The sequence below is a fragment of the Pantoea leporis genome (assembly GCF_028048155.1).
Taxonomy (GTDB): Bacteria; Pseudomonadota; Gammaproteobacteria; order Enterobacterales; family Enterobacteriaceae; genus Pantoea; species Pantoea leporis.
Genome location: NZ_JALMEU010000004.1, coordinates 13,820 through 37,499 on the forward strand (window position 1 = coordinate 13,820; position 23,680 = coordinate 37,499).

Genomic DNA, 23,680 nt, shown 5'->3' on the forward strand with positions numbered 1-23,680 from the left:
GCGATTTATCACGCATCAGTGATAATCAATGGCGCTTATCAATACGCTGCACTAACCGGTCGCCGAGCCACTGAATGCCGCACACCAGCACAATCAGCACCGCGATCACCGCGATCATCACTGAGGTTTCAAAGCGCTGATAGCCATAACGGATCGCCAGATCGCCCAGTCCGCCTGCGCCAATCGCGCCGGCCATGGCCGAAGCACCAATTAGCGCCACCAGCGTAACCACAAACCCCGACAAGATGCCGGGCAGCGCTTCCGGGATCAGCACGTCCCAGACGATACGCAGCTTGCTGGCGCCCATGGCGCGCACCGCATCAATCAGGCCGCGATCGACATCACGCAGCGACACTTCCGCCACGCGCGCAAAGTACGGCGTGGCGGTGATGGACAGTGGCACAATTGCTGCCCAGGTGCCGAGCGAGGTGCCGACCAGAAAACGGGTAAAGGGAATCAACGCCACCAGCAGAATAATGAACGGCAGCGAGCGGAAGCTGTTGATGATCAGGCCCAGCACGCGATTCACGCCGCGATGCTCGGCGATGCCGCCGGGGCTGGTCATCACCAGAATCAGGCCGAGCGGCAAGCCCGCCACCAGCGAAAACAGACCGGAGATCACCGTCATTAAAACCGTTTCGCCTAACGCATTGAGTAAAAGATCAATCATGACTGGCGACATAACCCACCAACTCCACTTGAGCCTGCTGCGCGTGCAGCCAGCTGAGAATCTGCTGCTCGTCGGCCACGTTGGCTGCCGGGAGCGCAATAAAGAAACGCACCACCGCGTAATGCTGGATGTGATCGATGCCGCCCTGCAGCAGGCGGAACTTGCCCGGCAGCGCGCCGGCAAAGCGGGTGAGCAGATCGCCCTGCGCATCGTCACCGGCAAAGTGCACGCTGTAGATGGCATCGCCTTGCTTGTCATCACTAAGGCGCGCAGCAATATTTTCCGGCAGCTGCGGCAGCAAACCGCGCAGCAGCGTGCGCGTCAGGGCCGATTGCGGATGCGCAAACACTTGCCAAACCGGACCTTGCTCAATGATTTCACCGGCATCAATCACCGCCACCCGATGCGCCACGGATTTGATCACTTCCATCTCATGCGTAATCAGCAAAATGGTGATGCCGAGTTTTTGATTCAGGGATTTGAGCAGCGCCAGAATTGAGCGCGTGGTTTCCGGATCGAGCGCCGAGGTGGCTTCGTCACACAGCAGCAGCGCCGGGCTGGCCGCCAGCGCGCGGGCAATGCCAACCCGCTGTTTTTGGCCGCCGGATAACGCTGCCGGATAGCTTTGCGCTTTGTCCGCCAATCCCACCAGCGCCAGCAGTTCCGACACGCGCTGCTGGCGTTGCGCTTTATCCATGCCGGCGATTTTCAGCGGCAGCGCGACGTTCTGCGCCACCGTTTTTGCTGATAACAGATTGAAGTGCTGGAACACCATGCCAACGCGGCTGCGCACCGTTTGCAGCTGTTTTTCTGACAGGCCGGTGATGTTACGGCCTTCGATTTCAATGACGCCTTCATCAGGTTGTTCCAGCCCGTTGAGACAGCGGATCAGCGTGGATTTCCCCGCGCCGCTGCGTCCGATCAGGCCAAGGATTTCGCCTTTCTGCACCGTCAACGAGATGTCGCGCAGCGCCTGGGTTTGTCCAAAACGACGTGACACACCTTGCAGGCGCACCACGCTGCCGCTGTCGCGAAACTTCACCTGCGCCTCGTCATGGGCACTTTCCGCCACGCCGCGTTTCACGGCGGTAAATGGCGTTTCGGCTGCTGAGAATAACGTCATCTTTATCGTTCCTTACCAGGCCGTTTCGCCCGTGCCTTTGTAGACCTTGTCAAACACGGTCTTCACGGCATCGTTCTGATAAGAAGCCACCAGCGTTTTCACCCACGGCGCGCTGACGTTCTCTTTCTTCACCGCAATAAAGTTGTTGTACGGGTTATCTTTTACCGGCTCCTGCGCAATGCGATCTTCGGCGGTCAGGCCACTTTTCAGCGCCCAATCGGTGTTGACGACGGCGGCATCCAGATCAGGAACGGAGCGGCCGATGATGCCGGAATCCAGCTCTTTGATTTTCAGATGATGCGGATTGGCGGTGATATCGGCGGTGGTGGCCGCGATGCCGACGCCCGGCTTCAGTTTGATCAGGCCTTGTTGCTCAAGCAGCACCAGACCGCGCGCTTCGTTAGAGGGATCGTTTGGCACGCCAATCACCGCGCCCTCTTTCAGCGCTTTGGCGCTTTTCACTTTCTTCGAGTAGAGACCAATCGGCCACACGGCGGTATCGCCGACGCGTACGATGTCGTAGTGATTGACCTTGATTTGGTTATTGAGGAACGGCTGATGCTGGAAGGCGTTGGCATCCACTTCGCCGTTTTGCAGCGCTTCGTTCGGCTGGTTGTAATCGTTGAAAATGACGGTTTTCACCGTTAAGTCTTTCGCCGCCGCCTGTTTGATCACTTCGCGCCAGACGTCTTCATCTTCGCCGCTCATAATGCCGACTTTTACCGAGGTTTTGTCCGCCGCGTGCGCGATGGACAGCGGCGACAGCGCCGCGCTGGCCAGCAGCAAGGCGCCAGCCGTTAACAGGAATTTATTTTTTACTGATGACAGACGTGTGTGCATAAAGTGCTTCCTAATCGTTATAATTGCGCGAGTCAAAATTAGCTGTCGTAACGACAGATGACCGCAGTATACGCAGTTGCTTATTCCTGCATTATGATTTATTCAGGAATGCTATTCCTGAAAAGCATAAAGCCGCGGCGCCGCTCGCATCGCCACACGCGAGAAATGGCTGTGCTATCCTCCCCCTTTTGATGGACTTGTTACTATAAGCGCTATGTCGAACACCACACCTAAACGAAAAAATGACCCTGAAGGGCTGAAGAAACGCATCCTTGCTGGTGCGCTGAAAATGTTCGCCGAGTTCGGTATGCAGGGCGCGCGGCTGGAGCAGATCGCTGAGCACGCGCAAACCACTAAACGCATGGTGGTGTATCACTTCGGCAATAAAGAGCAGCTCTATATTGAGGTGCTGGAGCAGGTGTATCAGGCGATTCGGCAGCATGAAACCGGCCTTAATCTCGCCGAGATGGCACCGGAACTGGCGATGACCAAACTGGTGGAAGCCAGCTTTGATTACCACGTTTCGCACCCGGATTTTATGCGGCTGGTGTGTACCGAAAACCTGCTGCGCGGGCGCTACATCATGCAATCCGAACGCATCAAGGCGCTGAACAAAAGTGCACTCGATGTGCTGGATGACATTCTGACGCGCGGCCAGCAGCAAGGGCTGTTTATGGATGGGCTGGATACCGTGGATGTGCACCGCTTGCTGAGCAGCATTTGTGTGCATCACGTCTCCAATCGCTACACCTTTCACACGCTTTTCACGCCGAACGATAGCGAGGAAGACAGCATCCGTCGCAACCGCCAGTTAGCCGTCACCGCCACGCTGCGTTATGTGCGCAAAGCCCCGTAGGCTGCGGCTGCGCGCTGATGGTCTACGCTTTTAAATTTGGGACCGTCACAGACCACAGACTAAGGAACGCCGTAGTGAACAAAGATCCCCACCTTTATCCCTTACGCCATACGCAGAATACCGATCGGGACAGCGCACTGTGGAACTGGGCGCAAAACTCGGTGGTTGGTCAGCGTAGTCAGTTACATCAGCCGCAAACTGAAGCGGAGTTGCAACAACTGCTGCGCACCGCCAGCGGCAAAGTGCGCGTGCTGGGCAACCGCTTGTCGCCGGGCCGCATGCTGGGCGTTGATGAGCAGGATTTGCTGCTGGATCTCAGCGCGTTCAACGGCGTGATCGCCCAAGACGAAGAGAGCGTCACCTTTGCCGCCGGTACGCCGCTGGAGCAGGTTTACAGCTCCTTAACCGAGATGGATCGCATGCTGGCCTCGTCGCCGGGCGTGATTGCGGTGCAGACGCTGGCGGGCGCAATGGCCACCGGCACGCACGGCCAGGGTTTAGCACAAAGCTCCATCGCCGATGAAGCGCTGCGCATCCGCATGGTGTTGGCTGACGGCAGCGTGCGTGAATTTGTGCGCGGTGAGCCCGATTTCGCTGCCGCCCAGGTTTCGCTCGGCACCCTAGGCATTGTGACGGCCGTGACGCTGCGCACCCGCCCTTTCCGCCTGTTTACCTGCCACAAATTCGCCGTCTCCGCCGATACGCTGGAGAACGATCTGATCGAATGGAACCAGCAGTATGAGATGAGCAAAGCCTGGTGGTTTGTCGATGACAACCTGATGCACGTGTGGAACGCGCACGAAGCCAGCGCTGAAGATTCGCAGGCATGGCACGCCAAGCAGCGCGAGGTGATTGAGCATGGCGATGACACCGACAGCAGCCTGAATGACACCATCGACCAGACGCTGGCGCAGATGCATCGCGATACGCAGATTCACGGCAAAGGCGGCAAACAGTTCCGCACCGTGACGCGCTTCCGCGATTTCACCGACATCAGCGGCGATATCTATCAGCTATTTTGTCGCGGCATTGCCGTGCCGCAGATCAACGTCGAGATCGGCGTGCCGCTGGAGAAAACGCCGCAGATTATCAGCAAGATCAAAGCGTGGTATGCCGAGAATCATCCGCACATGCACTATCCGATCATTCTGCGCTGTACCGGCGCGTCTGAAGGCTGGCTCAGCCCGGCGTATCAGCACGCCACCTGCTTCTTTGGCTTTGTGGTTTATTACGCTGATGACGGTTCGCTGTCGCAGGATGGCCTGCATTTTCTCACTGAAGTCGAGAAGCTGCTGGCGGCCGAAGGCGGACGTCCGCACTGGGGCAAATATTACGATCCGCAGCGCTATCAGTGGCGCGATATCTATCCGCAGTGGGACGCTTTCCGCGCGGTGCGCGACCAGCTCGATCCACAACGCCGTTTTAGCAATGACTATGTCACTGCTTTGTTTGATTAAGTTTGAAGGGGAGAAACCATGTTTGCATGGGTAACGCTGTTAACGCAGCCGGACTATTTCATTGGCGTGAAGGCGCTGCACCGCTCGCTGAAGCGCAGCGAAACCCGCTGGCCGCTGATTGTCATGGTCACCGACGCCATCGATCTGGAGACGCGTGAAGCGTTGCAGGCGCTGGGCTGCGTGATCCATCCGGTGGATCCGCTGATGCCAAACGCCGAACTGGAGCAGCATTACGCCTCGGCGCAGTTCGGAGAAGTGTGGAGCAAGCTGCGCGCGTGGGAGCTGGTTGATTGTGAGCGCGTAGTATTTCTCGATGCCGACATGCTGGTGCTGCGCAACATGGATGAGCTGTTTACGCTCGATCTGGGCAAGCATGCGCTGGCAGCGTGCCACGCCTGTCGCTGCAATCCCAACAAGATCGCCAGTTATCCCGCCAGCTGGCAGCCAGAGAATTGTCACTATACCTGGCAGGACCGCGGCGAACCGGCACCGTCCACGCTTGATCGCTATCTGAACGGCGGTTTTTTGGTGCTGAAGCCGGATCTGGCGGTGTTTGCGTGGCTGCAGGAAAAAGTGGCGGGCATTACCGATTTGCGCCGCTATCCCTTCTCCGAGCAGGATTTGCTTAATGAAGTGTTCGAGGATCGCTGGCTGCCGCTTTCGTACAAATACAATGCGCTGAAAACCTTACAGTTCCAGCACAGTAAGATGTGGCGCGAAGATGAAGTGAAGAACCTGCACTTTATTCTGGCGAAGCCGTGGAAACGCGACTTGAATCAGCCTGAATCGGAACGCGACCGCTACTACGCGCTGGATAAGCTATGGTGGGAGTTAGCGGCGGAATAAAAAAAAACAGCGCGATTCGTCGCGCTGTTTCATATGAATTGCCCGTTACTGCGGGCCAGTTCGCCGCGAATGGGTTTCCTACGAAGCTTATGAACGGGTCTTCGCAATGCGCTCAAGCGCGACCTGCGCCAAAAAACCTGAACGGGTTTTGAATTCGGGATGCGTTGCTACGCAGCGGTCAATGCGATCAATCAGCAGTTTTGGCAAGGTTACGTTGATTTTCTCGGACCCGCCCAAAATGCGAGTGACATCCACATCGATAAGTACCCAAACATAACCTGCATATTGCGGATCTTTCATCAACGATTTCAATTCAGAAACCGCCGGGATGTCCTGCTCTAATTCTACCAGCAGCTCCAGATGGCCGATAATCGCCTCTTTGGCATTTGTTACCGCCGCTTCCAGCGTATCTCCAGCAGAAAAACAGCCCGGCAAATCCGGCACCGTGACGCCAAATGCCGTGCTTTGGTCACCCGCCTCAATCGCGATGGGATAAAACATACGTCACCTCTTTCGAATTAATGGACAGTCAGTCCGGCTTGTTTCCTGATACTTTTCACCGTTTTGATCGGCAAATCCTTTTTGGGGTGCGGTATCGTCACCAGCCCTTTTTTTACCGGATGGACAAAATGGTGATGGCTACCGTTTACTCGTATCAGTTCCCAGCCATCGGCCTTGATCTCGGCCATTAATGATCTGCTATCCATGCCATTGCCTTACCGCGTCCTGAAAGCATAAAAAATAACCCCAATAACTCTAAATCGCAAGAAGAGTTATTGGGGTTATCTTTTTCCCAAATAAAAAGGTCGTCATAAATGACGACCTCAAGATGAGTGGTGAATGGAAATTTATTGCGCTTTTGGCTCGCCCATCGCTTTCAACTTCTTCGACAGCTCGCGACGCTCTTTGGAGAGGTCAGCGTTTTTGATGATGTACTCATCAACGCGGTCTTCATAGTCCACACGCATGCTGGCGATAATTTCCTGCACCGCCTCGATGCTCATGCCGGGTTTGATGTATTCACTCAGGTTGTCCAGCAGCAGCACACGTTTCTGGTTATCACGGACTTTCTTCTCGTTATCCACGATTTCGCGCTGCAGTTTGTTTTTACGACGGAACATACGCACAAACTCCAGTACGTCCTGAAATGATTGCTTGGCATTTTCCATGTTGGCACCTTTCTTGAGGCCTGCGTCGGCAGGCGGAATAGTCATAACGTTTAGCTTAGCGGCTTGGCCGCCAGGGTTGCAATTCTCACCGCTAATTTCGGACTGGCGCTTATCTTAGCGCAAAGAAAGGGTGATTCACATTAAGTCCTTGCCTGAGAAAACTATTTACGCAGCGCCAGACGCACTAAATCAGTCATACGCTCCAGCTGACGCGCCTGTTCAAGGCTCAGCCAGACGTAGCCGTAAATCGCCGTGGTTTCGGAACGTCCGCTGCGATTAGCAATCAGCTGCTCCAGTTCCTGGGTGATCTCCTCCAGCGCGTGGCTGTTGGCGGTGATCTGCTCGGTTTCGCCTTTCACCATCAGCGTGGCCAGCGCATTTAGCGTGTCTTCTGTCATCTGCTGGGTGCGGCGCAGCGTAGGTGCGTTGAGCATAATCAAGTGGCTTTCACGCGACGACCACCATGCATCAATTTGCATCTGCATGGTGTTGACCAGATTGCGATTGATGGTTTGGATCGCCTCAAACACCGATTTCGGAATGCGCGTCTCTTTACTCGCCGGCTCCAGCAGCGCGCGCATTTTGATCACGCTGCTCAGCAATTTCTGAAAAGGTTTATTCAGCCGCGGCTTCTCCAGCAAATTGGCGGAGAAGCCGGTGTGATGCAGTTTGGCCATGGCGATAAACGCATCCGATAACTGGATGCGCCAATGCGTATAGGCACGCTGCGCCCAGATGGCGCTAAACAGCAGCGCCATCAGTGAACCGAGAATCACATCGCCTCCGCGCCACATGGCGATGGTGAAATCCCCGGCCGGTGCGCCAACCACCACGCCGAGCGTGATGCCGATCAGCAGCGCCATGTAGGGATGTTTTCCCAGCGTCAGATAGCCGCAGACCACCATCACAACGGCGCACCACACCAGCATCACCGGCAGTGAAAACAGCTCAAGCTTGAGCGCGATCAGGCCAGAAATCAGACCGGCAAAAGTGCCGCTAATGCGCTGCACCACGCGCGGCAGCACGTTGCCCCAGGTGGAAATCGGCCCCATCACGACCACCAGCGTAATCAGCGGCCAGGTGCCTTCGGGAATGTCGGTGAGCCGCACAAACAGGAAACACAGCACAAAGGCGATAGCGATACGCACGCCGTGTACGGTGCGATAGTGGCGGTAGAACCAGAACTCAATCTGCGAGATGGGCTTGTCAGCGCGTAACATGGTTGTCCGGGAACGCTAAAAATTTGCGCGCTATGTTACCCTGGCGACGGCTGCATCATCAGGGTCGAACGCAATTATTTTTCAGGTTTTGCTGAAATACAACATGGACGTTACATCAGGTTTTCTCAATAGAAACATTGATGTAACGCAGTGGGTTTGGTGCGCGCATTAAAACGGTTGCCATGAATGGCGATCGGAAAATCATGTCATCGTACACCAGCACACCTTTCTGGTCTGCAACGCCAACAGCGATTGTGTCATCATCGCCGCATCACGGCGAAGATGATGACGCGGAAAGACGCGACAGATTACAGTTTCTGTTTCACGTAATCGCTGATACGCGTAATGATGCCCGCCTCTTCCACCGCTTGCAGCGCGTAAAGCGGATAGCTGGCCAACTGCTTATCTTTGTCCATCACCTGAATTTCGCCAATCTGCTCGCCCGCTTTCAGCGGCGCTTCCAGATCTTTGTGATCGATAACGTATTTCGCCATCACGTTGGCCACTTCTGTGCGCGGCAGCGACAGGTAGATATCCTGCGTGGTGCCGACATCGACCTTATGCGGATTGCCGTACCAGACGTTTTCGCTACCGATTTTTTTGCCTGCGTGGAACAGTTGCACGGTATCAAAGCTGTTTTGGCCCCATACCAGCAGCTTGCGCGCCTGATCTTCACGCCCTTTCGGGCTCTTGCCGCCCATGATCACCGCAATCAGGCGATGACGTCCGACCACGTTAGAAGCGATGATGTTAAAACCGGCGCTTTCGGTGTGGCCGGTTTTCAGACCATCGACGTGCAGATTTTGATCCCACAGCAAGCCGTTGCGATTGTTTTGAGTGATGCCGTTCCACGTCAGGGTTTTCTCCCCGTACATGGCGTAGAAATCGGGCTCGCCGCTGATGATGGCGCGCGACAGCACCGCCAGATCGCGTGCGGTGGTGTGCTGGCCCGGCGCATCGAGGCCGTGCACGGTTTCGAAATGGGTGTGCGACAGGCCGAGTTTCTGCACGTAGCTGTTCATCATGGTGACGAAGCTGCTTTCGCTGCCGGCCACGTGATCCGCCAGCGCTACGCAGGCATCGTTACCGGAATCGATGATCACGCCGCGCATCAGGTCGCGCACCGTGACCTGATCGCCAGGCTTGAGGAACATCAGCGAGGAGCCTTTGAACACCGGATTGCCTGCGCCCCACGCATCTTTGCCGATAGTGACTTTGTCATCGCGGCTGATTTTATTCTGATCGATAGCGCGATCCACGACATAGCCGGTCATCAGTTTGGTCAGGCTGGCCGGGTTACGCTCTTCATCCGGATTGCCAGCGGTGAGAATTTGTCCGGTGGTGGCGTCCATCAACACCCACGAAGCCGCATCAATCGGCGGTGGTGTCAGGGGAAACGGCATGCTGTCGTCAGCCTGCGCCCACGATGCCCAAATAATTATTCCAGATACAGTTACCAGCAGACGCCTTTTCAACACTTCTTCCTCAAAATCAAAAAAATGGATTTACCGCCGCACGTTTTACGGCAAATAGCGCTTACAGATCTGAATAAATTGAAAAAAAGTATGAACTGCGCATAAATGCTGCGCGCCTGCTCGCAGCGAGGATGATCGAGGTTGTACTGCTACCCATGGACGACTATCCTGTGCGTTGATTCTCCATTGCCAGGATAACGCCGTGCCCGCCTCTGAGTTCACCTTCTTATTCCACGATTATGAAACCTTCGGTAAAAGCCCGTCGCTGGACCGTCCGGCGCAGTTCGCGGGCCTGCGTACCGATAAAGAATTCAATGCAGTAGGTGAACCGCAGGTATTTTATTGCCAGCCAGCCGACGATTATCTGCCGCAGCCGGAAGCGGTGATGATCACCGGCATTACGCCGCAAACCGCCAAAGCGCGCGGCGTGACCGAGGCGGCGTTTGCCGAACGCATTCACGGCCTGTTTAGCGAGCCGCAAACCTGTGTGATTGGTTACAACAATGTGCGTTTTGATGACGAAGTGACGCGCAATATCTTCTATCGCAACTTCTTTGATCCCTATGGCTGGAGCTGGCAGAACGGCAATTCGCGCTGGGATTTACTCGATGTGATGCGCGCCTGCTACGCGCTGCGTCCGGAAGGCATTGAGTGGCCGGAGAATGACGATGGCTTCCCCTGCTTCAAGCTGGAGCATCTCACTAAGGCCAACGGCGTAGCGCACGAACAGGCGCACGATGCGATGTCCGACGTTTATGCCACGCTGGCGATGGCAAAACTGGTAAAAGAGAAGCAGCCGAAGCTGTTTGAGTTTCTGTTTACCCATCGCAACAAACAGAAACTGATGACGCTGATTGATATCCCGCAGATGAAACCGCTGGTGCACGTCTCCGGCATGTTCGGTGCGGCGCGCGGTAACACCAGCTGGATTGTGCCGCTGGCGTGGCATCCGGATAACCGTAACGCGCTGATTGTTGCCGATTTGGCCGGTGATATGTCGCCGCTGCTGACGTTGGAATCTGACGAACTGCGCGAACGTTTATATACCCGCCACAGCGATTTAGGCGATCTGCCTGCGGTGCCGATCAAGCTGGTGCACATTAATAAGTGTCCGGTGCTGGCGCCTGCCAGCACGCTGCGTCCGGAAGATGCCGCGCGCCTCAACATCGATCGTCAGCAGTGCCTTGCAAACCTCAAGCTGCTGCGTGACCACGCGGAAGTGCGTGAGAAAGTGGTGGCGCTGTTTGCCGACGCCGAGCCGTTTACCCCGTCAGATGATGTTGACGCGCAGTTGTATGACGGCTTCTTTAGCGATGCCGATCGCGCTGGCATGAATATCATCCGCCAGACGCCGCCGCAGAACTTACCGGCGCTGGATTTGACCTTCGACGACAAGCGCATTGCTAAATTGTTGTTCCGCTACCGTGCGCGCAACTTCCCTGGCACCCTGGATGACGCCGAACAGCAGCGCTGGTTGCAGCATCGCCGCGAAGCGCTGAATGCCGAGCGCGTGCAGGCGTTCTTGCTGGAGCTGGAGTCGCTGGCGAGTTTGCATGAGGGGAATACGGAGAAGATGGCGCAGCTGAAGGCGCTGTATTTGTATGCGCAGGAGCTGGTGTCATAGTCCTCTGCGATTTGATGCCCTCACCCCGGCCCTCTCCCACAGGGAGAGGGAGACGCTGCCAGATGCTGGCGTGAGCGCTCGATCGGTTCCCTCTCCCTGTGGGAGAGGGTTAGGGTGAGGGAAAACCCTTAAATCATCCCCCACACCAGCCACGTCAGTGCAAAACCGCTCAGCCCCATCACCGTCGTCAATACCGTCCAGGTCTTAAGGCCATCGGCCACTGACAAGCCCAGATAGCGCGTCACCACCCAAAAACCCGCATCATTGACGTGCGACAAGCCTAACCCGCCGAAACAGGCCGCCAGCGTCACCAACACGCGCTGCATATCCGTCACATCGCCCACCGCCTGGCTCAGCAAGCCGCTGGTGGTCAGAATCGCCACCGTTGCCGATCCCTGCGAAGCACGCAGCGCCAGCGACAGAATAAAGGCCGCCGGAACTAATGGCAGATGCAAGGTTTCCAGCGTCAACGCCAGCGCTTTGCCCACGCCCGATTCCACCAGCACCTTACCAAACGCACCGCCCGCGCCCGCGACCAAAATCACGCTGGCGGAGCTGGGAATCGCACGTCCGGTGAGATCTTCCAGTTTCTCTTTGCTCCAGCCACGACGCACGCCGAGCAGCCACGCAGCCAGTCCCAGCGCAATCAGCAGCGCAATGGCTGGCGTACCGATCACCGTCATCACCGCACGCAGCGTGCTGCCTTCTTCCAGCGTGGTGTGCGCGACGGTGCCCATGACGATCAACAGAATCGGCACAACAATCAGACCGGTAATGGTCAGTGCACCCGGCGCTGGCGCGTCGTTCTTCGGCTTACCTTCCGGCTTCGCCAGCTGCAGCTGTTCTAATACATCAACGGAAAGATGATATTGGCGCAGGTTCATCGCTTTCGCGACGTAATAACCGACGATACCGACCGGAATCGAGATCAGGATACCGAGCATCATCAGCCAGCCCATATCAGTGTGCAGAATGCCCGCCGCCGCTGCCGCGCCGGGATGGGTTGGCAGCGCCACATGCACCGTCAGCATCACGCCCGCCATCGGCAAGCCAAACTTCAGCGGTGACACGCGCGCCACTTTGGTGAAGCCATAAATCAGCGGAATCACGATGATGAAGCCGACCTCGAAGAACACCGGAATGCCGAGGATAAACGCCGCCATGGTCAGCGCCGCCACGGTACGCTTGATACCCAGCGATTTACTGAAACGTTGCGCCAGCGACTCGGCACCGCCCGAGGCTTCAATCACTGCGCCGAGCATCGCCCCCAGCACGATGATAATGGTGATATGCCCCAGCAAGTTACCCATCCCGCTAAAGATGGTTTCCATAATTTTGTCGGCTGGAATGCCGGTCGCAATCGCCACCAGCAAGCTGACAATCAGTAGCGCCACAAAGGGGTGAACTTTGGTTTTAATAACCAGCAGCAGCAAGATCACAATGCTGGCGGTAGCAATGGCTAACAACAACGCGGTAGACATGATAATCCTCTGATTTAATTAGTATAGTTTGGGTACAGCTCTATCTGGTATTGACGAATTCAGGTATGACTTACCCAGCACAGTGCTGAAAATCCCTGTGCTGGGTGGTTAAACAAAAATTATTTAGCGTAAGGCGCGAACCAGCCGAGGCCGGCTTCAGTGCGGCCGCGCGGGATGTATTCACATCCCACCCAACCGTCATAACCCACTTCATCCAGCAGGTTGAACAGATAGGAATAGTTGATCTCGCCTTCATCCGGCTCGTGACGATGCGGCGCCGAGGCGATCTGGATATGGCGATAACGACCAGCGTATTCACGAATCAGATGCGTCAGATTGCCGTCCACCAGCTGTGCATGGAACAGATCGAGCTGGGTAAAGACGTTGGGCCGATCGATACGCGCCATCATCGCCAGCGTCTGATACTGGCTGGCGTAGAGATAATTCGGCTTGGTCACTGGATTAAGTGCTTCCAGCAGCAGGCGAATGCCGTGCGGCGCAAAACGCTCGGCGGCATAATGCATATTACGCACGAAAGTCTCTTCATAGGCTGCACGATCGGCACCGTTTGGCACGGTTGCCGCCATCACATGCACCTGCTGGCAGTTGAGCGCCAGCGCATACTCGAGTGCCCGATCGATATCGGCACGCGCTTCCTGTTCACGGCCCGGAATGGCAGAAACGCCCCACTCGCCCGCCTGCACGTTGCCTGCGGCGGTGTTGAACAGCACCAGTTCCAGCTGATGTTTTTCAAGCTCGGCTTTAATCACCTCGGCCGGAAAGTCATACGGAAACAGGAATTCAACGGCGCGAAAACCGGCGTTGGCCGCGGCGGCAAAGCGCTCGATAAACGGCAGCTCACCGAACTGCGTAGATAAATTAGCTGCAAACTTAGGCATTAGAAATCCCTCAATTCCGCGACTTCGCTATCGGTCAGATAACGAATCGAGCGGTCACCGAGCGTAAACATCAGACGCGCGGTCTCTTCCAGTTCTTCAGTGTTATTGGCAGCTTCGCGCAGGGATTTGCCCACCACCACCGGACCATGATTGGCCAGCAGGAAGGCGTTATAGCGCGAGGCCAGATTGGCCAGATCGTCTGCCAGCCGCTGATCGCCCGGCTTGTAATACGGCACCACCGGCACATCGCCAACGCGCATCACCACATACGGCGTGAACGGACGGATGCAGTTTGCTGTGTCGAGATCGTTGAGGCAGGAGAGCGCCGTCAAATAGTGGCTGTGCAGATGCACCACCGCTTTGCACGCGGGATTGTTCAGGTAGAGCGCGCGGTGAAAAGCTACTTCTTTCGAGGGCTTGTCGCCGGAGATCCATTCGCCCTGAATCGTCACTTTCGACAGGCGATCGGCCTGCAGCTCGCCGAGGCAGGAGCCGGTTGGCGTCGCCAGCAAGTTGCCATCCTCCAGCAGCAGCGACAAATTGCCCGCTGAACCGGTGGCGTAACCGCGCTGAAAGAAGGACGCGCCGAGCTGTACCATTTCTTCGCGTGCTTGTTGTTCCGTCATGCTGAATACTCCTGTTGTGCGCGGGCAAAGAACTGTTCGTCGCCAAAATTGCCTGATTTCAGCGCCAGCGACAGCGGCTGATGGATATCGCGTACCCACGGCACGCCCGGCGAAATCATTGGGCCAATGTGGAATGCGGTGACGCCAAGGCTTTGTGCCACCACGCCCGAGGTTTCTCCGCCAGCAACGATGAAGCGCTGCCAGCCGCGGGTTTTTAGTTCACGGGTTACCGCAGCAAACAGCTGTTCAACCGCTTGACTGCTGCGCGCTGCGCCGTATTGCTGCTGAATGGCTTGCAGCTGCTGGGCATCGGCGGTAGCAAACAGCAAAGGTGCCAGTTCGGACTGATAATTGGCTTCCACCCAGTCACAGAGCTCCTGTGCATAGCTTTCGGCGTTATCGAGGCAGCGCTCCACCAGCACTTCATGCGAGGGCGCTTGCTGACGATACGCCTGCACCTGACGGTTGGTCATTTGCGAGCAGGAGCCTGAGATCACCACCGCGCGATCGCCTTGTGGGCGCCCGGCGTGTTCAGCATCACTGTTCTGCTGCTGCGTTGCCCAGGCGCGGGCGATACCGATCGCCAGGCCTGAACCGCCGGTCACCAGGCGCGTCTCTTTCAGCGCTTCGCCCTGCGTCAGCAGATGCTGCTCGTGCAGCGCGTCCAGCACCACATAGTTGATGCCCTGCGCTTTCAGGGTATCCAGCTGCGCACGCACCGCATCAGCACCTTGATCGAGCTGCGCGGCGTTGATCACTGCGGCCTGGCCTTTGGCCTGGCGCGTCATCAAACGCACCAGATTGCTGTCGGTCATTGGCGTTACCGGATGATGGCGCATGCCCGATTCGGACAGCAGCTGATCGGCGACAAAAAGATAGCCTTGATACACCGTACGACCGTTAACCGGCAGCGACGGCGAGATCACCGTTTGCGTTTCGCCCAACGCCGCCAGCAGCGCATCAGTCACCGGGCCGATATTGCCCTGCTCGGTGCTGTCAAAGGTGGAACAATATTTGAAGTAGAAACGATCGCAGCCCTGCTGTTGCAGCCACTGCAGCGCCGCCAGCGACTGATCGATCGCCTGCTGCGCCGGGCATGAGCGCGACTTCAGGCTGATAACAATCGCCTGCGCGCTCAGCGCGTCATGACTTTCCGGCACGCCGTTGAACTGGATGGTCGGCAAACCGTTCTGCACCAGGAAACTGGCGATGTCGGTTGCGCCGGTAAAATCGTCTGCAATAACGCCTAAACGCATGATTATTGCTCCTTCGCCTGCGGCAGCGTGATGCCGCTGAAGATCTTGATCACCGCGCTGTCATCTTCACGACCGTGGCCGGCGTTGCTGGCTTCGGTAAACATATTGAGCGCAGTAGAAGCCAGCGGCAGCGGGAAGTGCAGCGACTTGGCGGTATCCGCCACCAGATTGAGATCTTTAACGAAGATATCGACCGCTGATTTCGGCGAGTAATCGCCATCCACCACGTGACGCATGCGGTTCTCGAACATCCATGAGTTACCGGCGGCGTTGGTCACCACGTCATACATGGTGTCGAGCGGGATTCCAGCGCGCGCGGCCAGCGCCATCGCTTCAGCGCCCACGGCAATGTGCACGCCCGCCAGCAGCTGGTGAATGATTTTTACGGTTGAGCCGAGACCGATTTCGCTGCCCACGCGATAGACTTTCGCCGCCACCGCATCCAGTACAGGCTTGAGCAGGGCAAAAGCTTCATCGCTGCCGGACGCCATTACCGTCATTTCGCCAACTGCAGCTTTGGCTGCGCCGCCGGAAACCGGTGCATCCAGCATCAGCAACTGATGCTGCGCCAGCTGTTGTTCAATCGCCTGCGCATCCTGTGAAGAGATGGTAGAAGAGACCATGACCACGGTGCCGGGCTTGAGCTGCGCCGCCACGCCGTTTTCACCGAACAGGATTGCTTTAACCTGCGCGGCGTTCACCACCAGCAACAGCACCGCATCGAGTTCAGCGGCAAAGCGGGCAGCGGAGGTTTGCGCATCACGTGCACCGGCCTGACGCAGGGTTTCCAGCGCCTGCGGATTGAGATCAACACCCCAGGTATTTAATCCTGCACGGATGCAAGACTGCGCTGCACCCATGCCCATGGAACCTAAACCAATCACGCCGATGTTATTCACGGTTGCTGACATAGCAAACCTCCATTGTTAATTTAAGTGATAATTTGTTCATTGGTGTTAAGTCTGCCGCAGTCAGTGGCGAATAAACGTGCGTGATATCACAAAAATTAACTTAGCTGCTCAACGATTAACATGGATTCACAGCCGGAGGTCAGCGCTTCGAAGTCAGTCCAGATGGGATTTCTGCTTAGATTCCGCCAAGATAAATTGTGCTGCGGGCTGTGAATCGATGATCTACAATGTGAAAAAATGATAATTCAGGGAGAGCAAGGTGATTCCGGTTGAACGTCATCAACAAATTTTAGCGCTGGTTGGCGAACGCGGCGTGGTTAGCATTGCCGAGCTCACTGAGCGCTTGGGTGTGTCGCATATGACGATACGTCGCGATGTGCAGAAGCTGGAAGAGCAAGGTGCGGTATTGTCTGTTTCGGGCGGCGTGCGCTCGGCGGATCGTCTGGCGGCGGAGCCGTCGCATCTGGCGAAGACCAATATGTACAGCGGCGAGAAGATGGCGATTGGGCAGTATGCCGCGCGTCATATTCCGCGTAATAGCTGCATCTATCTCGATGCCGGCACTACCACACTGGCGCTGGCGCGCGAGTTGCTTGAGCGTGATGACTTGCTGGTGGTGACCAACGATTTCGTGATTGCGCGCCTGCTGATGGAGAGCAGCGGCTGCAAGTTGATTCACACCGGCGGCACGGTATGTCGTGAGAACCGTTCCAGCGTCGGTGAAGCGGCCGCCAGAAGTTTGCGCCAGCTGGCGATTGATATCGCGTTTATCTCCGCGTCCTGCTGGGGCCCGCGCGGGCTGTTTACGCCGGATGAGGATAAGGTGCCGGTGAAGCTGGCGGCGAGCGATGTGAGTAGTAAGCGCGTGTTGTTAAGCGACAGTTCGAAGTACAACAAGATTGCGACGCACCTGGCGTTGCCGCTGGAGCGGTTTGATACCTTGATTACCGATGCGGGGTTGAGTAAAGCGGGACGCGAGGCGTTAGGTGCGGGGCGTTGGGAGTTGGTGTTGGCGGGATAGTGCGTGCTGTCCCTTCGGTCGGTGCTCGCTGTCCCCTATCCCTGGTCCGTGCTTGCTGTCCCCCTCCTCGGTCCTCCCCCATAAATGGGGGAGGAAGATGGTGCTCTATGCGAGTGAGGAGGTGCATGTGGCAGCGTCTCCTTCCCCCGCTTGCGGGGGAAGGCCGGGATGGGGGACAGCGACGTCGATCAAATCACACTTCTTCGCTGAACTGTGGAACCGGGTTGCGGAAGGTGCGAGTCACAAAGGCGAGGTAAATAATACCAATCGCTGCCCACACCAGGCCGAGCACCATGGAGGTCTCTTCCAGGTTAATCCACAACGCACCCACTGTCAGGGCACCCATTACCGGCAGCACCAGATAGTTGATGTGATCTTTCAGCGTCTTGTTACGCTTCTCACGGATCCAGAACTGCGCAATCACCGACAGGTTCACAAAGGTGAACGCCACCAGCGCACCGAAGTTAATCAGCGCAGTTGCGGTTACCAGGTCGAAGTTGATCGCCATCAGCGCGACCGCACCCACCAGCAGCACGTTCAGTGACGGCGTGCGGTATTTCGGGTGCACGAAGCCAAAGAAACGCTGCGGGAACACGCCATCGCGGCCCATCACGTACATCAGACGTGAAACGCCTGCGTGCGCGGCCATACCGGATGCTAGCACCGTCACCACCGAGAAGATCAGGATGCCAATTTGCAGCGCTTTACCCGCCACGAACAGCATAATCTCTGGCTGTGAAGAGTCCGGATTCTGGAAACGCGAGATGTCCGGGAAGTACAGCTGCAGGAAGTAAGAAACACCGATAAAGATCACACCACCAATCAGCGCGGTGAGGAAAATTGCGCGCGGGATCGTGCGTTCAGCATCTTTGGTCTCTTCTGACAGCGAACTGATACCGTCAAAGCCAAGGAACGAGAAGCAGAGAATGGTCGCACCGGTAATCATCGGGACTACGTGCGCATTCTCAGACCAGAACGGTCTGCTGCTGGTCAATGTCCCCTCGCCAACACCGTGTGCCACACCGTAAACCACCATGCCGGTAATCACTACCATCACTACCACCTGCAGCACCACGATCACGCTGTTGAAGTTGGCAACGGTTTTGATCCCACGCAGGTTGGAGATGGTCATAAAGGCCACCAGCAGCACCACGAAAATCCACGACGGAATGCCCGGCACCAGCGTCTCAAAGTAGCTTTTCGCCAGCAGGATGTTGATCATCGGCATGAACAAGTAGTCCAGCAGTGATGACCAGCCAACCATAAAGCCGACGTGCGGACTGATTGCCTTCTGAGCATAGGTGTAAGCGGAGCCCGCAGATGGGAAGCGGCGTACCAGCTTGCCGTAGCTCACGGCAGTAAACAGAATCGCGATCAGGGCGAAAGCATAAGCGGTGGCGACGTGGCCGTCGGTCAATCCAGACACAATACCAAAAGTATCAAACAGGGTCATTGGCTGCATATACGCCAGGCCCATCATGACAACCGGGATCAGGGTCAGAGATTTTTTCAGGTGTGCACGCTGAGGTGCGGCAGAGGTGTTAAGCGACATTGTTCAGGCCCCCGCAGACGACAACCGCGATCGGTTGGGCTACAGGGCTACTGCGCAATTTGCTGCAGTGAGAAGTGATATTAGTGTTTACGATTGTCGCGGCGCCGTAGTCATCACGGAAGCGAGAACCAGCCTGCGCTGGTGCAATGTTAAACAGTCCCATCTTTGTTTTCCTCAAATCTCACGCACAAGCGTGTTTGTCAGTATCTATCTATCCGGATGCGTGTCCGGCCTCGTGTGAATGTCAGTGAGTACATCATGCAAAAAAATAACCGACGCGGTTAACGTCGGTTAGTTCTCATTTTGCAGGGCGCGTATTTTGCCCCAACTTATGCCATCGGCACAAGACGTTAGATCAATTCTTCCGGCACTCAGGCATTCTTGAGCATCCAGTCGATTTCCGTCGAGGTGATTAAGCGCTCAAACTGCATCAGTTCGTACTGTTTGCAGCTGTGCCACACCCCGCTAAAACGCTCGCCCAGCAGCTTTTGCAGCGGATAGCTATTCTCGAATTCATACAGCGCATCACTCTGCCGAATCGGTAATGCCAGCCCTTCAGCTTCATGTCCATTGCCCTGCACCGCATGCGGTAAAGGTAGCTGATTATCCAGACCGTGCAAAATACCGGCAAGAATTGTTGACACCACCAGATAGGGATTTGCATCCGCACCGGCCACGCGATACTCGATGCGATGGTTGTCCGCATCGCCACAAGGCACACGCAGCGCAACCGTGCGGTTGTTGTGTCCCCATGACGCCTGCAGCGGTACATAGGCTTCCGGCAGGAAGCGGCGATAAGCGTTCACGTTCGGCGCCAGCAACGCCATCGAAGCCGGCATTAAATCGATCATGCCCGCCAGCGCGCGTTTCATCAGCGGTGAATCGCTGCCGTCATCAAGCGCAAAGGCGTTGTGATCGGCGGCATCCAGCATGCTGATGTGCACATGCATGCCGCTGCCTGCGTACTCTTCATAAGGCTTGGCCATGAAAGTGGCGGTCATGCCGTGATTTTCCGCCACCTGACGCACCAACCGTTTCAGCTGAATAGCGTGATCGCAGGCTTTCAACACGTCGCGTGTGTGATGCAGGTTGATTTCGAACTGGCCAGGCGACGCTTCCGCCAGCGCGCCATCGGCGGGAATGCCTTGCAGCTTGGCCAGATGATCGATGTCCCGCAGTACGTCAGCAAAGTGATCGAGATTATCCACCGAATACACCTGGCTCTGCATATTGCGTTCGTCACTGCCCGGCGAACACGGCGGCTGAATGAAGCCCTCCGCATCACGCTTTTTATCCACCAGATAGAACTCCAGCTCTACCGCTACCACCGGGAACAATCCTCGATTGCGCAGCTGTTGCCACAGCCGATTAAGGACATTACGGGGTTCAACGTCAAAGGGAGTGCCATCTTGGTTACACATGGTCAGCAACAGCTGAGCGACGTGCGTGGGATCGGCGGCAGAAGGAATTAAGGTGCCGGGCACCGGCATGCAGAGGTGGTCGGGTTCGCCCAGTGACTGACCCAGTCCGGCGTCTTCGACGGTGTTACCGAGGATATCCATAGCGAAAACCGAGGCCGGGAAGTAACACCCTTTTTCCAGTTTTGCCAATGCGGAGATGGGAATGCGTTTACCGCGAAATACCCCATTTAAATCATTAAGAAGAATATCGACATACTGCGTTTCAGGATGGCGTTCCAGCCAGGTTTTGACCTCCAGCTGGAACGCGCTTGTTCGTTTCTCTTCACTGTGTCGCGTGAAGTCTTCTACTTCTACGAGGTTCGTCATGATCCCACCCGCCCTTTACCGTTTAATATTGGTGCGCGCAATGCTCAAAATAACAGCCACTCCACTAACATAGCGCTAACGCAAAAAGTGTGCAAATGTAACAATTCTGTTTGAGGAATGAACGATCGGTTGCTAGATTGACAAAATATTGCACACTTTTAAGGCCAGCCGCGCATTTCCGGCGAAAATATTGAACAGCAACGCGGAGACGTTATGGGCATTATTTTTGACAAGCCCTTGATTGGCGTAGTGATGTGCCAGAACTTAATCGGCAACCATCCAGGGCAAACGGTTCACAACAAATATCTCGACGCTATCGTGCTTGCCGGTGGCGTGCCGCTGCCATTGCCGCATCAACTGATGCAGGCACCTCATCTATTAGAAAACAGTATGACCGTGCTGGATGGCATTTTGCTGACCGGCAGCCCCAGCAACATCGAGCCCTGGCATTATGGCGCAGACGGTAAAGAGACGCATGCCGATCCGGCGCGCGATCGCCTCGCCTTTGGGCTCATCACCCATGCGATCGGTAAAAAGATGCCGATGTTCGGCATCTGCCGCGGTTTGCAGGAGCTGGTGGTCGCTAATGGCGGTGCGCTGCATCGCCAGCTGCATATGACACATCTGTTTCAGGAGCACCGCGAAAACGACGCGCTGCCGCTGGATGAGCAATACGCGCCGGCACATACCGTGCAGCCAGAAGTGGATGGCATGCTGAGCCAGCTGCTCGGCAGCGCCGAACCTTTTGCGGTCAACTCGCTGCACGGGCAAGGCATCCGCGAAACCGGTCCACAGCTGCGTATCGAAGCGCGCGCGCCCGACGGGCTGGTTGAAGCCGTAAGCCTGCCAAAGCACCCTTTCGCCCTTGCGGTGCAATGGCATCCGGAATGGCACTCCGAACGCGATCCGGTCTCGCGCCGTTTGTTTGAGGCTTTTATCCACGCCGCTGTCTGTTATCACAAGGAAAAACAGCCATGAATGATGCCACTCTGGCACCCGGACGTCGCTTATCGCAGATCCGGCAGGAGTTGGGATTGTCTCAGCGTCGCGTCGCTGAGTTATCAGGTTTAACGCACAGCGCCATCAGTACTATCGAACAGGACAAAGTGAGCCCGGCCGTAAGCACCTTACAGAAGCTGCTGAAAGTTTATGGGCTTTCGCTCTCAGAGTTTTTCTCTGAACCCAAAATCAATGCCACGCCGCGGGTGATTGTACGCCCGGAAGAGTGCGTGGAGATCGGCAGCTTGGGCGTATCGCTGTTGCTGATCGATAACGGATCTGCACGACGCGCGCTGGCGATGCTGCTGGAGCGTTATGAACCTGGTGCCAGCACCGGCGAGAAGTTACGCCATCCCGGCGAGGAAACCGGCACCGTGCTGGAAGGGGAAATCACGCTGGTGGTCAACGGCCAGAGTTACCATCTCTATCGCGGTGAAAGCTATGTGATTGATACCGGCTTGCCGCACAGTTTTACCAATACCTCAGATCAGCCGTGTCGCATTGTTAGCGCGCATACGCCCGCCAATTTCTAAGGTTTCGCGCTTAAGGAGGATGTCATGCAACATGTGGGAAGTTATTACGCCGCTACCGCCAACGCCCACCAGCCGTGGCCAGAGCTGCAAGAGTCAGTGCAGTGCGATGTCTGCATCATTGGCGGCGGCTTTACCGGACTTTCATCCGCGCTGTTTCTCACCGAAGCCGGTTACGACGTGGTGCTGCTTGAAGCGGCGAAAATCGGCTTTGGCGCCAGCGGCCGCAATGGCGGCCAGGTCGTCAACTCCTACAGCCGCGACGTGGATGTGATTGAGCAGCGCTACGGCAAACAGACCGCACAAATGCTTGGCAGCATGATGTTTGAAGGCGCGGAGATTATTCGCGACCGCATCGACCGTTACGCTATCGCCTGCGACTATCGTCCCGGCGGCATTTTTGCCGCACTGAATCAGCGGCAAATGGGCCATCTGCGTAGCCAAAAAGCCCTTTGGGCACGCTACGGCAATCACGATTTGGAGCTGCTCGACGAACGCGGCATTCGGCGCGAAGTGGCGACCGATCGCTACGTCGGTGGCTTACTCGATAAACGCGGCGGGCATCTTCATCCGCTTAATCTGGCGCTGGGCGAAGCCGAAGCGATTCGCCGTCACGGCGGGCGCATTTATGAGCAGTCGGCGGCGATTGAAGTGAAATATGGCGCACCGCATCGCATAAAAACCGCTAAGGGCGAAGTCAGCGCCACCTTCGTGATTTTTGCCGGTAACGCTTATTTGCCGTCACAGCTTGAACCGCGCCTGACGGGCAAAAGCATGCCGTGCGGCTCGCAGATCGTCACCACCGAACCTTTAACGCGCGATCAGGCGCTGGGCTTGCTGCCAAACAATTATTGCGTTGAAGATTGTAACTATCTGCTCGACTACTTTCGCCTCACCGCCGATAACCGCCTGCTCTACGGCGGCGGCGTAGTTTATGGCGCACGCGAGCCGGATGACATTGAAGCGCTGATTCGCCCCAAGTTGCAGCGCACCTTTCCGCAGCTGCGTGACATCAAAATCAGCCACCGCTGGAGCGGCAACTTCCTGCTCACGCTATCGCGCATGCCGCAGTTTGGGCAGGTGGAGAAGAATGCGTTCTTTATGCAGGGCGACAGCGGACACGGCGTGACCTGTACCCATCTTTCGGGGAAGCTGATTGCTGAAGTGCTGCGTGGGCACGCCGAGAGATTTGATGCGTTCGCAAAATTGCCGCATCTGCCGTTTCCAGGTGGGAGACGGTTTAAGGTGCCGCTTACCGCGATGGGAGCGGCGTGGTATGCGTTAAGGGATCGGTTTGGGGTTTAATCTGCTGCGCGCTGATGCCCTCACCCCGGCCCT

23 protein-coding genes are annotated in these 23,680 nt (G+C 56.4%); 8 read left to right on the forward strand and 15 right to left on the reverse strand.

Going from position 1 to position 23,680, the window contains the following annotated elements:
• Positions 1-25 precede the first annotated feature (25 nt).
• Genes MWH02_RS12820 through MWH02_RS12830 form a run of 3 tightly spaced genes read right to left on the reverse strand, consistent with a single transcriptional unit; the run spans position 26 to position 2,633 of the window.
• Positions 26-682, reverse strand: coding sequence for a methionine ABC transporter permease (locus tag MWH02_RS12820; RefSeq protein ID WP_192233454.1), 657 nt, complete (start codon positions 680-682; stop codon positions 26-28).
• Positions 663-1,793, reverse strand: a complete 1,131-nt coding sequence (locus MWH02_RS12825) for a methionine ABC transporter ATP-binding protein (RefSeq protein ID WP_271460768.1) — start codon at positions 1,791-1,793, stop codon at positions 663-665. The genes MWH02_RS12820 and MWH02_RS12825 overlap by 20 nt, the downstream gene beginning before the upstream one ends.
• 12 nt (positions 1,794-1,805) lie before the next feature.
• On the reverse strand, positions 1,806-2,633 hold the full coding sequence (locus tag MWH02_RS12830; protein ID WP_271460769.1) for a MetQ/NlpA family ABC transporter substrate-binding protein: 828 nt from the start codon (positions 2,631-2,633) through the stop codon (positions 1,806-1,808).
• Between the two features lie 214 nt (positions 2,634-2,847).
• Here MWH02_RS12830 and MWH02_RS12835 point away from each other — a divergent pair, with 214 nt between their 5' ends.
• From MWH02_RS12835 to MWH02_RS12845, 3 genes are all read left to right on the forward strand, one after another.
• A complete protein-coding gene (locus MWH02_RS12835) occupies positions 2,848-3,489 on the forward strand; it encodes a TetR/AcrR family transcriptional regulator (RefSeq protein ID WP_271460770.1) in 642 nt (213 codons plus the stop codon).
• 74 nt (positions 3,490-3,563) lie between these two features.
• Positions 3,564-4,946, forward strand: coding sequence for a D-arabinono-1,4-lactone oxidase (locus MWH02_RS12840; RefSeq protein WP_271460771.1), 1,383 nt, complete (start codon positions 3,564-3,566; stop codon positions 4,944-4,946).
• A gap of 18 nt (positions 4,947-4,964) precedes the next feature.
• The gene (locus MWH02_RS12845) at positions 4,965-5,792 is read left to right on the forward strand and encodes a glycosyltransferase family 8 protein (protein WP_271460772.1); all 828 of its coding nucleotides are present in this window, start codon (positions 4,965-4,967) and stop codon (positions 5,790-5,792) included.
• 87 nt (positions 5,793-5,879) lie between these two features.
• Here MWH02_RS12845 and MWH02_RS12850 read toward each other — a convergent pair whose 3' ends face one another.
• From MWH02_RS12850 to dacD, 5 genes are all read right to left on the reverse strand, one after another.
• A complete protein-coding gene (locus tag MWH02_RS12850; RefSeq protein ID WP_101763410.1) occupies positions 5,880-6,293 on the reverse strand; it encodes a type II toxin-antitoxin system HicB family antitoxin in 414 nt (137 codons plus the stop codon).
• 17 nt (positions 6,294-6,310) lie between these two features.
• On the reverse strand, positions 6,311-6,499 hold the full coding sequence (locus MWH02_RS12855) for a type II toxin-antitoxin system HicA family toxin (protein ID WP_007891008.1): 189 nt from the start codon (positions 6,497-6,499) through the stop codon (positions 6,311-6,313).
• 141 nt (positions 6,500-6,640) lie between these two features.
• Complete coding sequence (tmaR, locus tag MWH02_RS12860) at positions 6,641-6,961, reverse strand: PTS system regulator TmaR (protein WP_008110563.1); 321 nt, start codon at positions 6,959-6,961, stop codon at positions 6,641-6,643.
• 161 nt (positions 6,962-7,122) lie between these two features.
• Positions 7,123-8,181, reverse strand: a complete 1,059-nt coding sequence (locus MWH02_RS12865) for an FUSC family protein (RefSeq protein WP_101763409.1) — start codon at positions 8,179-8,181, stop codon at positions 7,123-7,125.
• A 308-nt stretch (positions 8,182-8,489) separates the two neighbouring features.
• On the reverse strand, positions 8,490-9,656 hold the full coding sequence (gene dacD, locus MWH02_RS12870) for a serine-type D-Ala-D-Ala carboxypeptidase DacD (protein WP_271460773.1): 1,167 nt from the start codon (positions 9,654-9,656) through the stop codon (positions 8,490-8,492).
• Between the two features lie 202 nt (positions 9,657-9,858).
• Here dacD and sbcB point away from each other — a divergent pair, with 202 nt between their 5' ends.
• Positions 9,859-11,280 (forward strand): exodeoxyribonuclease I, encoded by a 1,422-nt coding sequence (gene sbcB, locus MWH02_RS12875; RefSeq protein ID WP_271460774.1) that lies wholly within the window; start codon positions 9,859-9,861, stop codon positions 11,278-11,280.
• Between the two features lie 128 nt (positions 11,281-11,408).
• On the opposite strand, the gene MWH02_RS12880 is transcribed toward sbcB, so the two are convergent.
• The 5 genes from MWH02_RS12880 to ltnD all read right to left on the reverse strand — a co-directional run bounded on the left by MWH02_RS12880 (position 11,409) and on the right by ltnD (position 16,453).
• Positions 11,409-12,761, reverse strand: coding sequence for a GntP family transporter (locus tag MWH02_RS12880; protein ID WP_101763406.1), 1,353 nt, complete (start codon positions 12,759-12,761; stop codon positions 11,409-11,411).
• Positions 12,762-12,880: 119 nt separating this feature from the next.
• A complete protein-coding gene (locus tag MWH02_RS12885) occupies positions 12,881-13,660 on the reverse strand; it encodes an HPr family phosphocarrier protein (protein ID WP_271460775.1) in 780 nt (259 codons plus the stop codon).
• A complete protein-coding gene (otnC, locus tag MWH02_RS12890) occupies positions 13,660-14,286 on the reverse strand; it encodes a 3-oxo-tetronate 4-phosphate decarboxylase (RefSeq protein ID WP_271460776.1) in 627 nt (208 codons plus the stop codon). The genes MWH02_RS12885 and otnC overlap by 1 nt, the downstream gene beginning before the upstream one ends.
• Positions 14,283-15,542 (reverse strand): 3-oxo-tetronate kinase, encoded by a 1,260-nt coding sequence (otnK, locus tag MWH02_RS12895; RefSeq protein ID WP_271460777.1) that lies wholly within the window; start codon positions 15,540-15,542, stop codon positions 14,283-14,285. The genes otnC and otnK overlap by 4 nt, the downstream gene beginning before the upstream one ends.
• Positions 15,543-15,544: 2 nt before the next feature.
• Positions 15,545-16,453 carry an L-threonate dehydrogenase gene (gene ltnD / locus MWH02_RS12900; protein WP_101763402.1) on the reverse strand — a complete coding sequence of 303 codons (909 nt, stop codon included), beginning with the start codon at positions 16,451-16,453 and terminating at the stop codon, positions 15,545-15,547.
• Positions 16,454-16,712: 259 nt separating this feature from the next.
• Between ltnD and ygbI the strand changes: the two genes are divergently transcribed.
• The gene (ygbI, locus tag MWH02_RS12905; protein ID WP_222212121.1) at positions 16,713-17,474 is read left to right on the forward strand and encodes a DNA-binding transcriptional repressor YgbI; all 762 of its coding nucleotides are present in this window, start codon (positions 16,713-16,715) and stop codon (positions 17,472-17,474) included.
• 193 nt (positions 17,475-17,667) lie between these two features.
• On the opposite strand, the gene MWH02_RS12910 is transcribed toward ygbI, so the two are convergent.
• Positions 17,668-19,026 (reverse strand): APC family permease, encoded by a 1,359-nt coding sequence (locus MWH02_RS12910; RefSeq protein WP_101763400.1) that lies wholly within the window; start codon positions 19,024-19,026, stop codon positions 17,668-17,670.
• Positions 19,027-19,397: 371 nt separating this feature from the next.
• The gene (locus MWH02_RS12915) at positions 19,398-20,813 is read right to left on the reverse strand and encodes a glutamine synthetase family protein (protein WP_304623368.1); all 1,416 of its coding nucleotides are present in this window, start codon (positions 20,811-20,813) and stop codon (positions 19,398-19,400) included.
• Between the two features lie 213 nt (positions 20,814-21,026).
• Here MWH02_RS12915 and puuD point away from each other — a divergent pair, with 213 nt between their 5' ends.
• Genes puuD through MWH02_RS12930 form a run of 3 tightly spaced genes read left to right on the forward strand, consistent with a single transcriptional unit; the run spans position 21,027 to position 23,647 of the window.
• Positions 21,027-21,791: a gamma-glutamyl-gamma-aminobutyrate hydrolase gene (gene puuD, locus MWH02_RS12920; RefSeq protein WP_271460778.1), complete on the forward strand. Its 765-nt coding sequence runs from the start codon at positions 21,027-21,029 to the stop codon at positions 21,789-21,791.
• Complete coding sequence (puuR, locus tag MWH02_RS12925; protein WP_271460779.1) at positions 21,788-22,345, forward strand: HTH-type transcriptional regulator PuuR; 558 nt, start codon at positions 21,788-21,790, stop codon at positions 22,343-22,345. Before puuD ends, puuR begins: the two co-directional genes overlap by 4 nt.
• A gap of 24 nt (positions 22,346-22,369) precedes the next feature.
• The gene (locus tag MWH02_RS12930; RefSeq protein WP_271460780.1) at positions 22,370-23,647 is read left to right on the forward strand and encodes an NAD(P)/FAD-dependent oxidoreductase; all 1,278 of its coding nucleotides are present in this window, start codon (positions 22,370-22,372) and stop codon (positions 23,645-23,647) included.
• Positions 23,648-23,680: the final 33 nt, after the last annotated feature.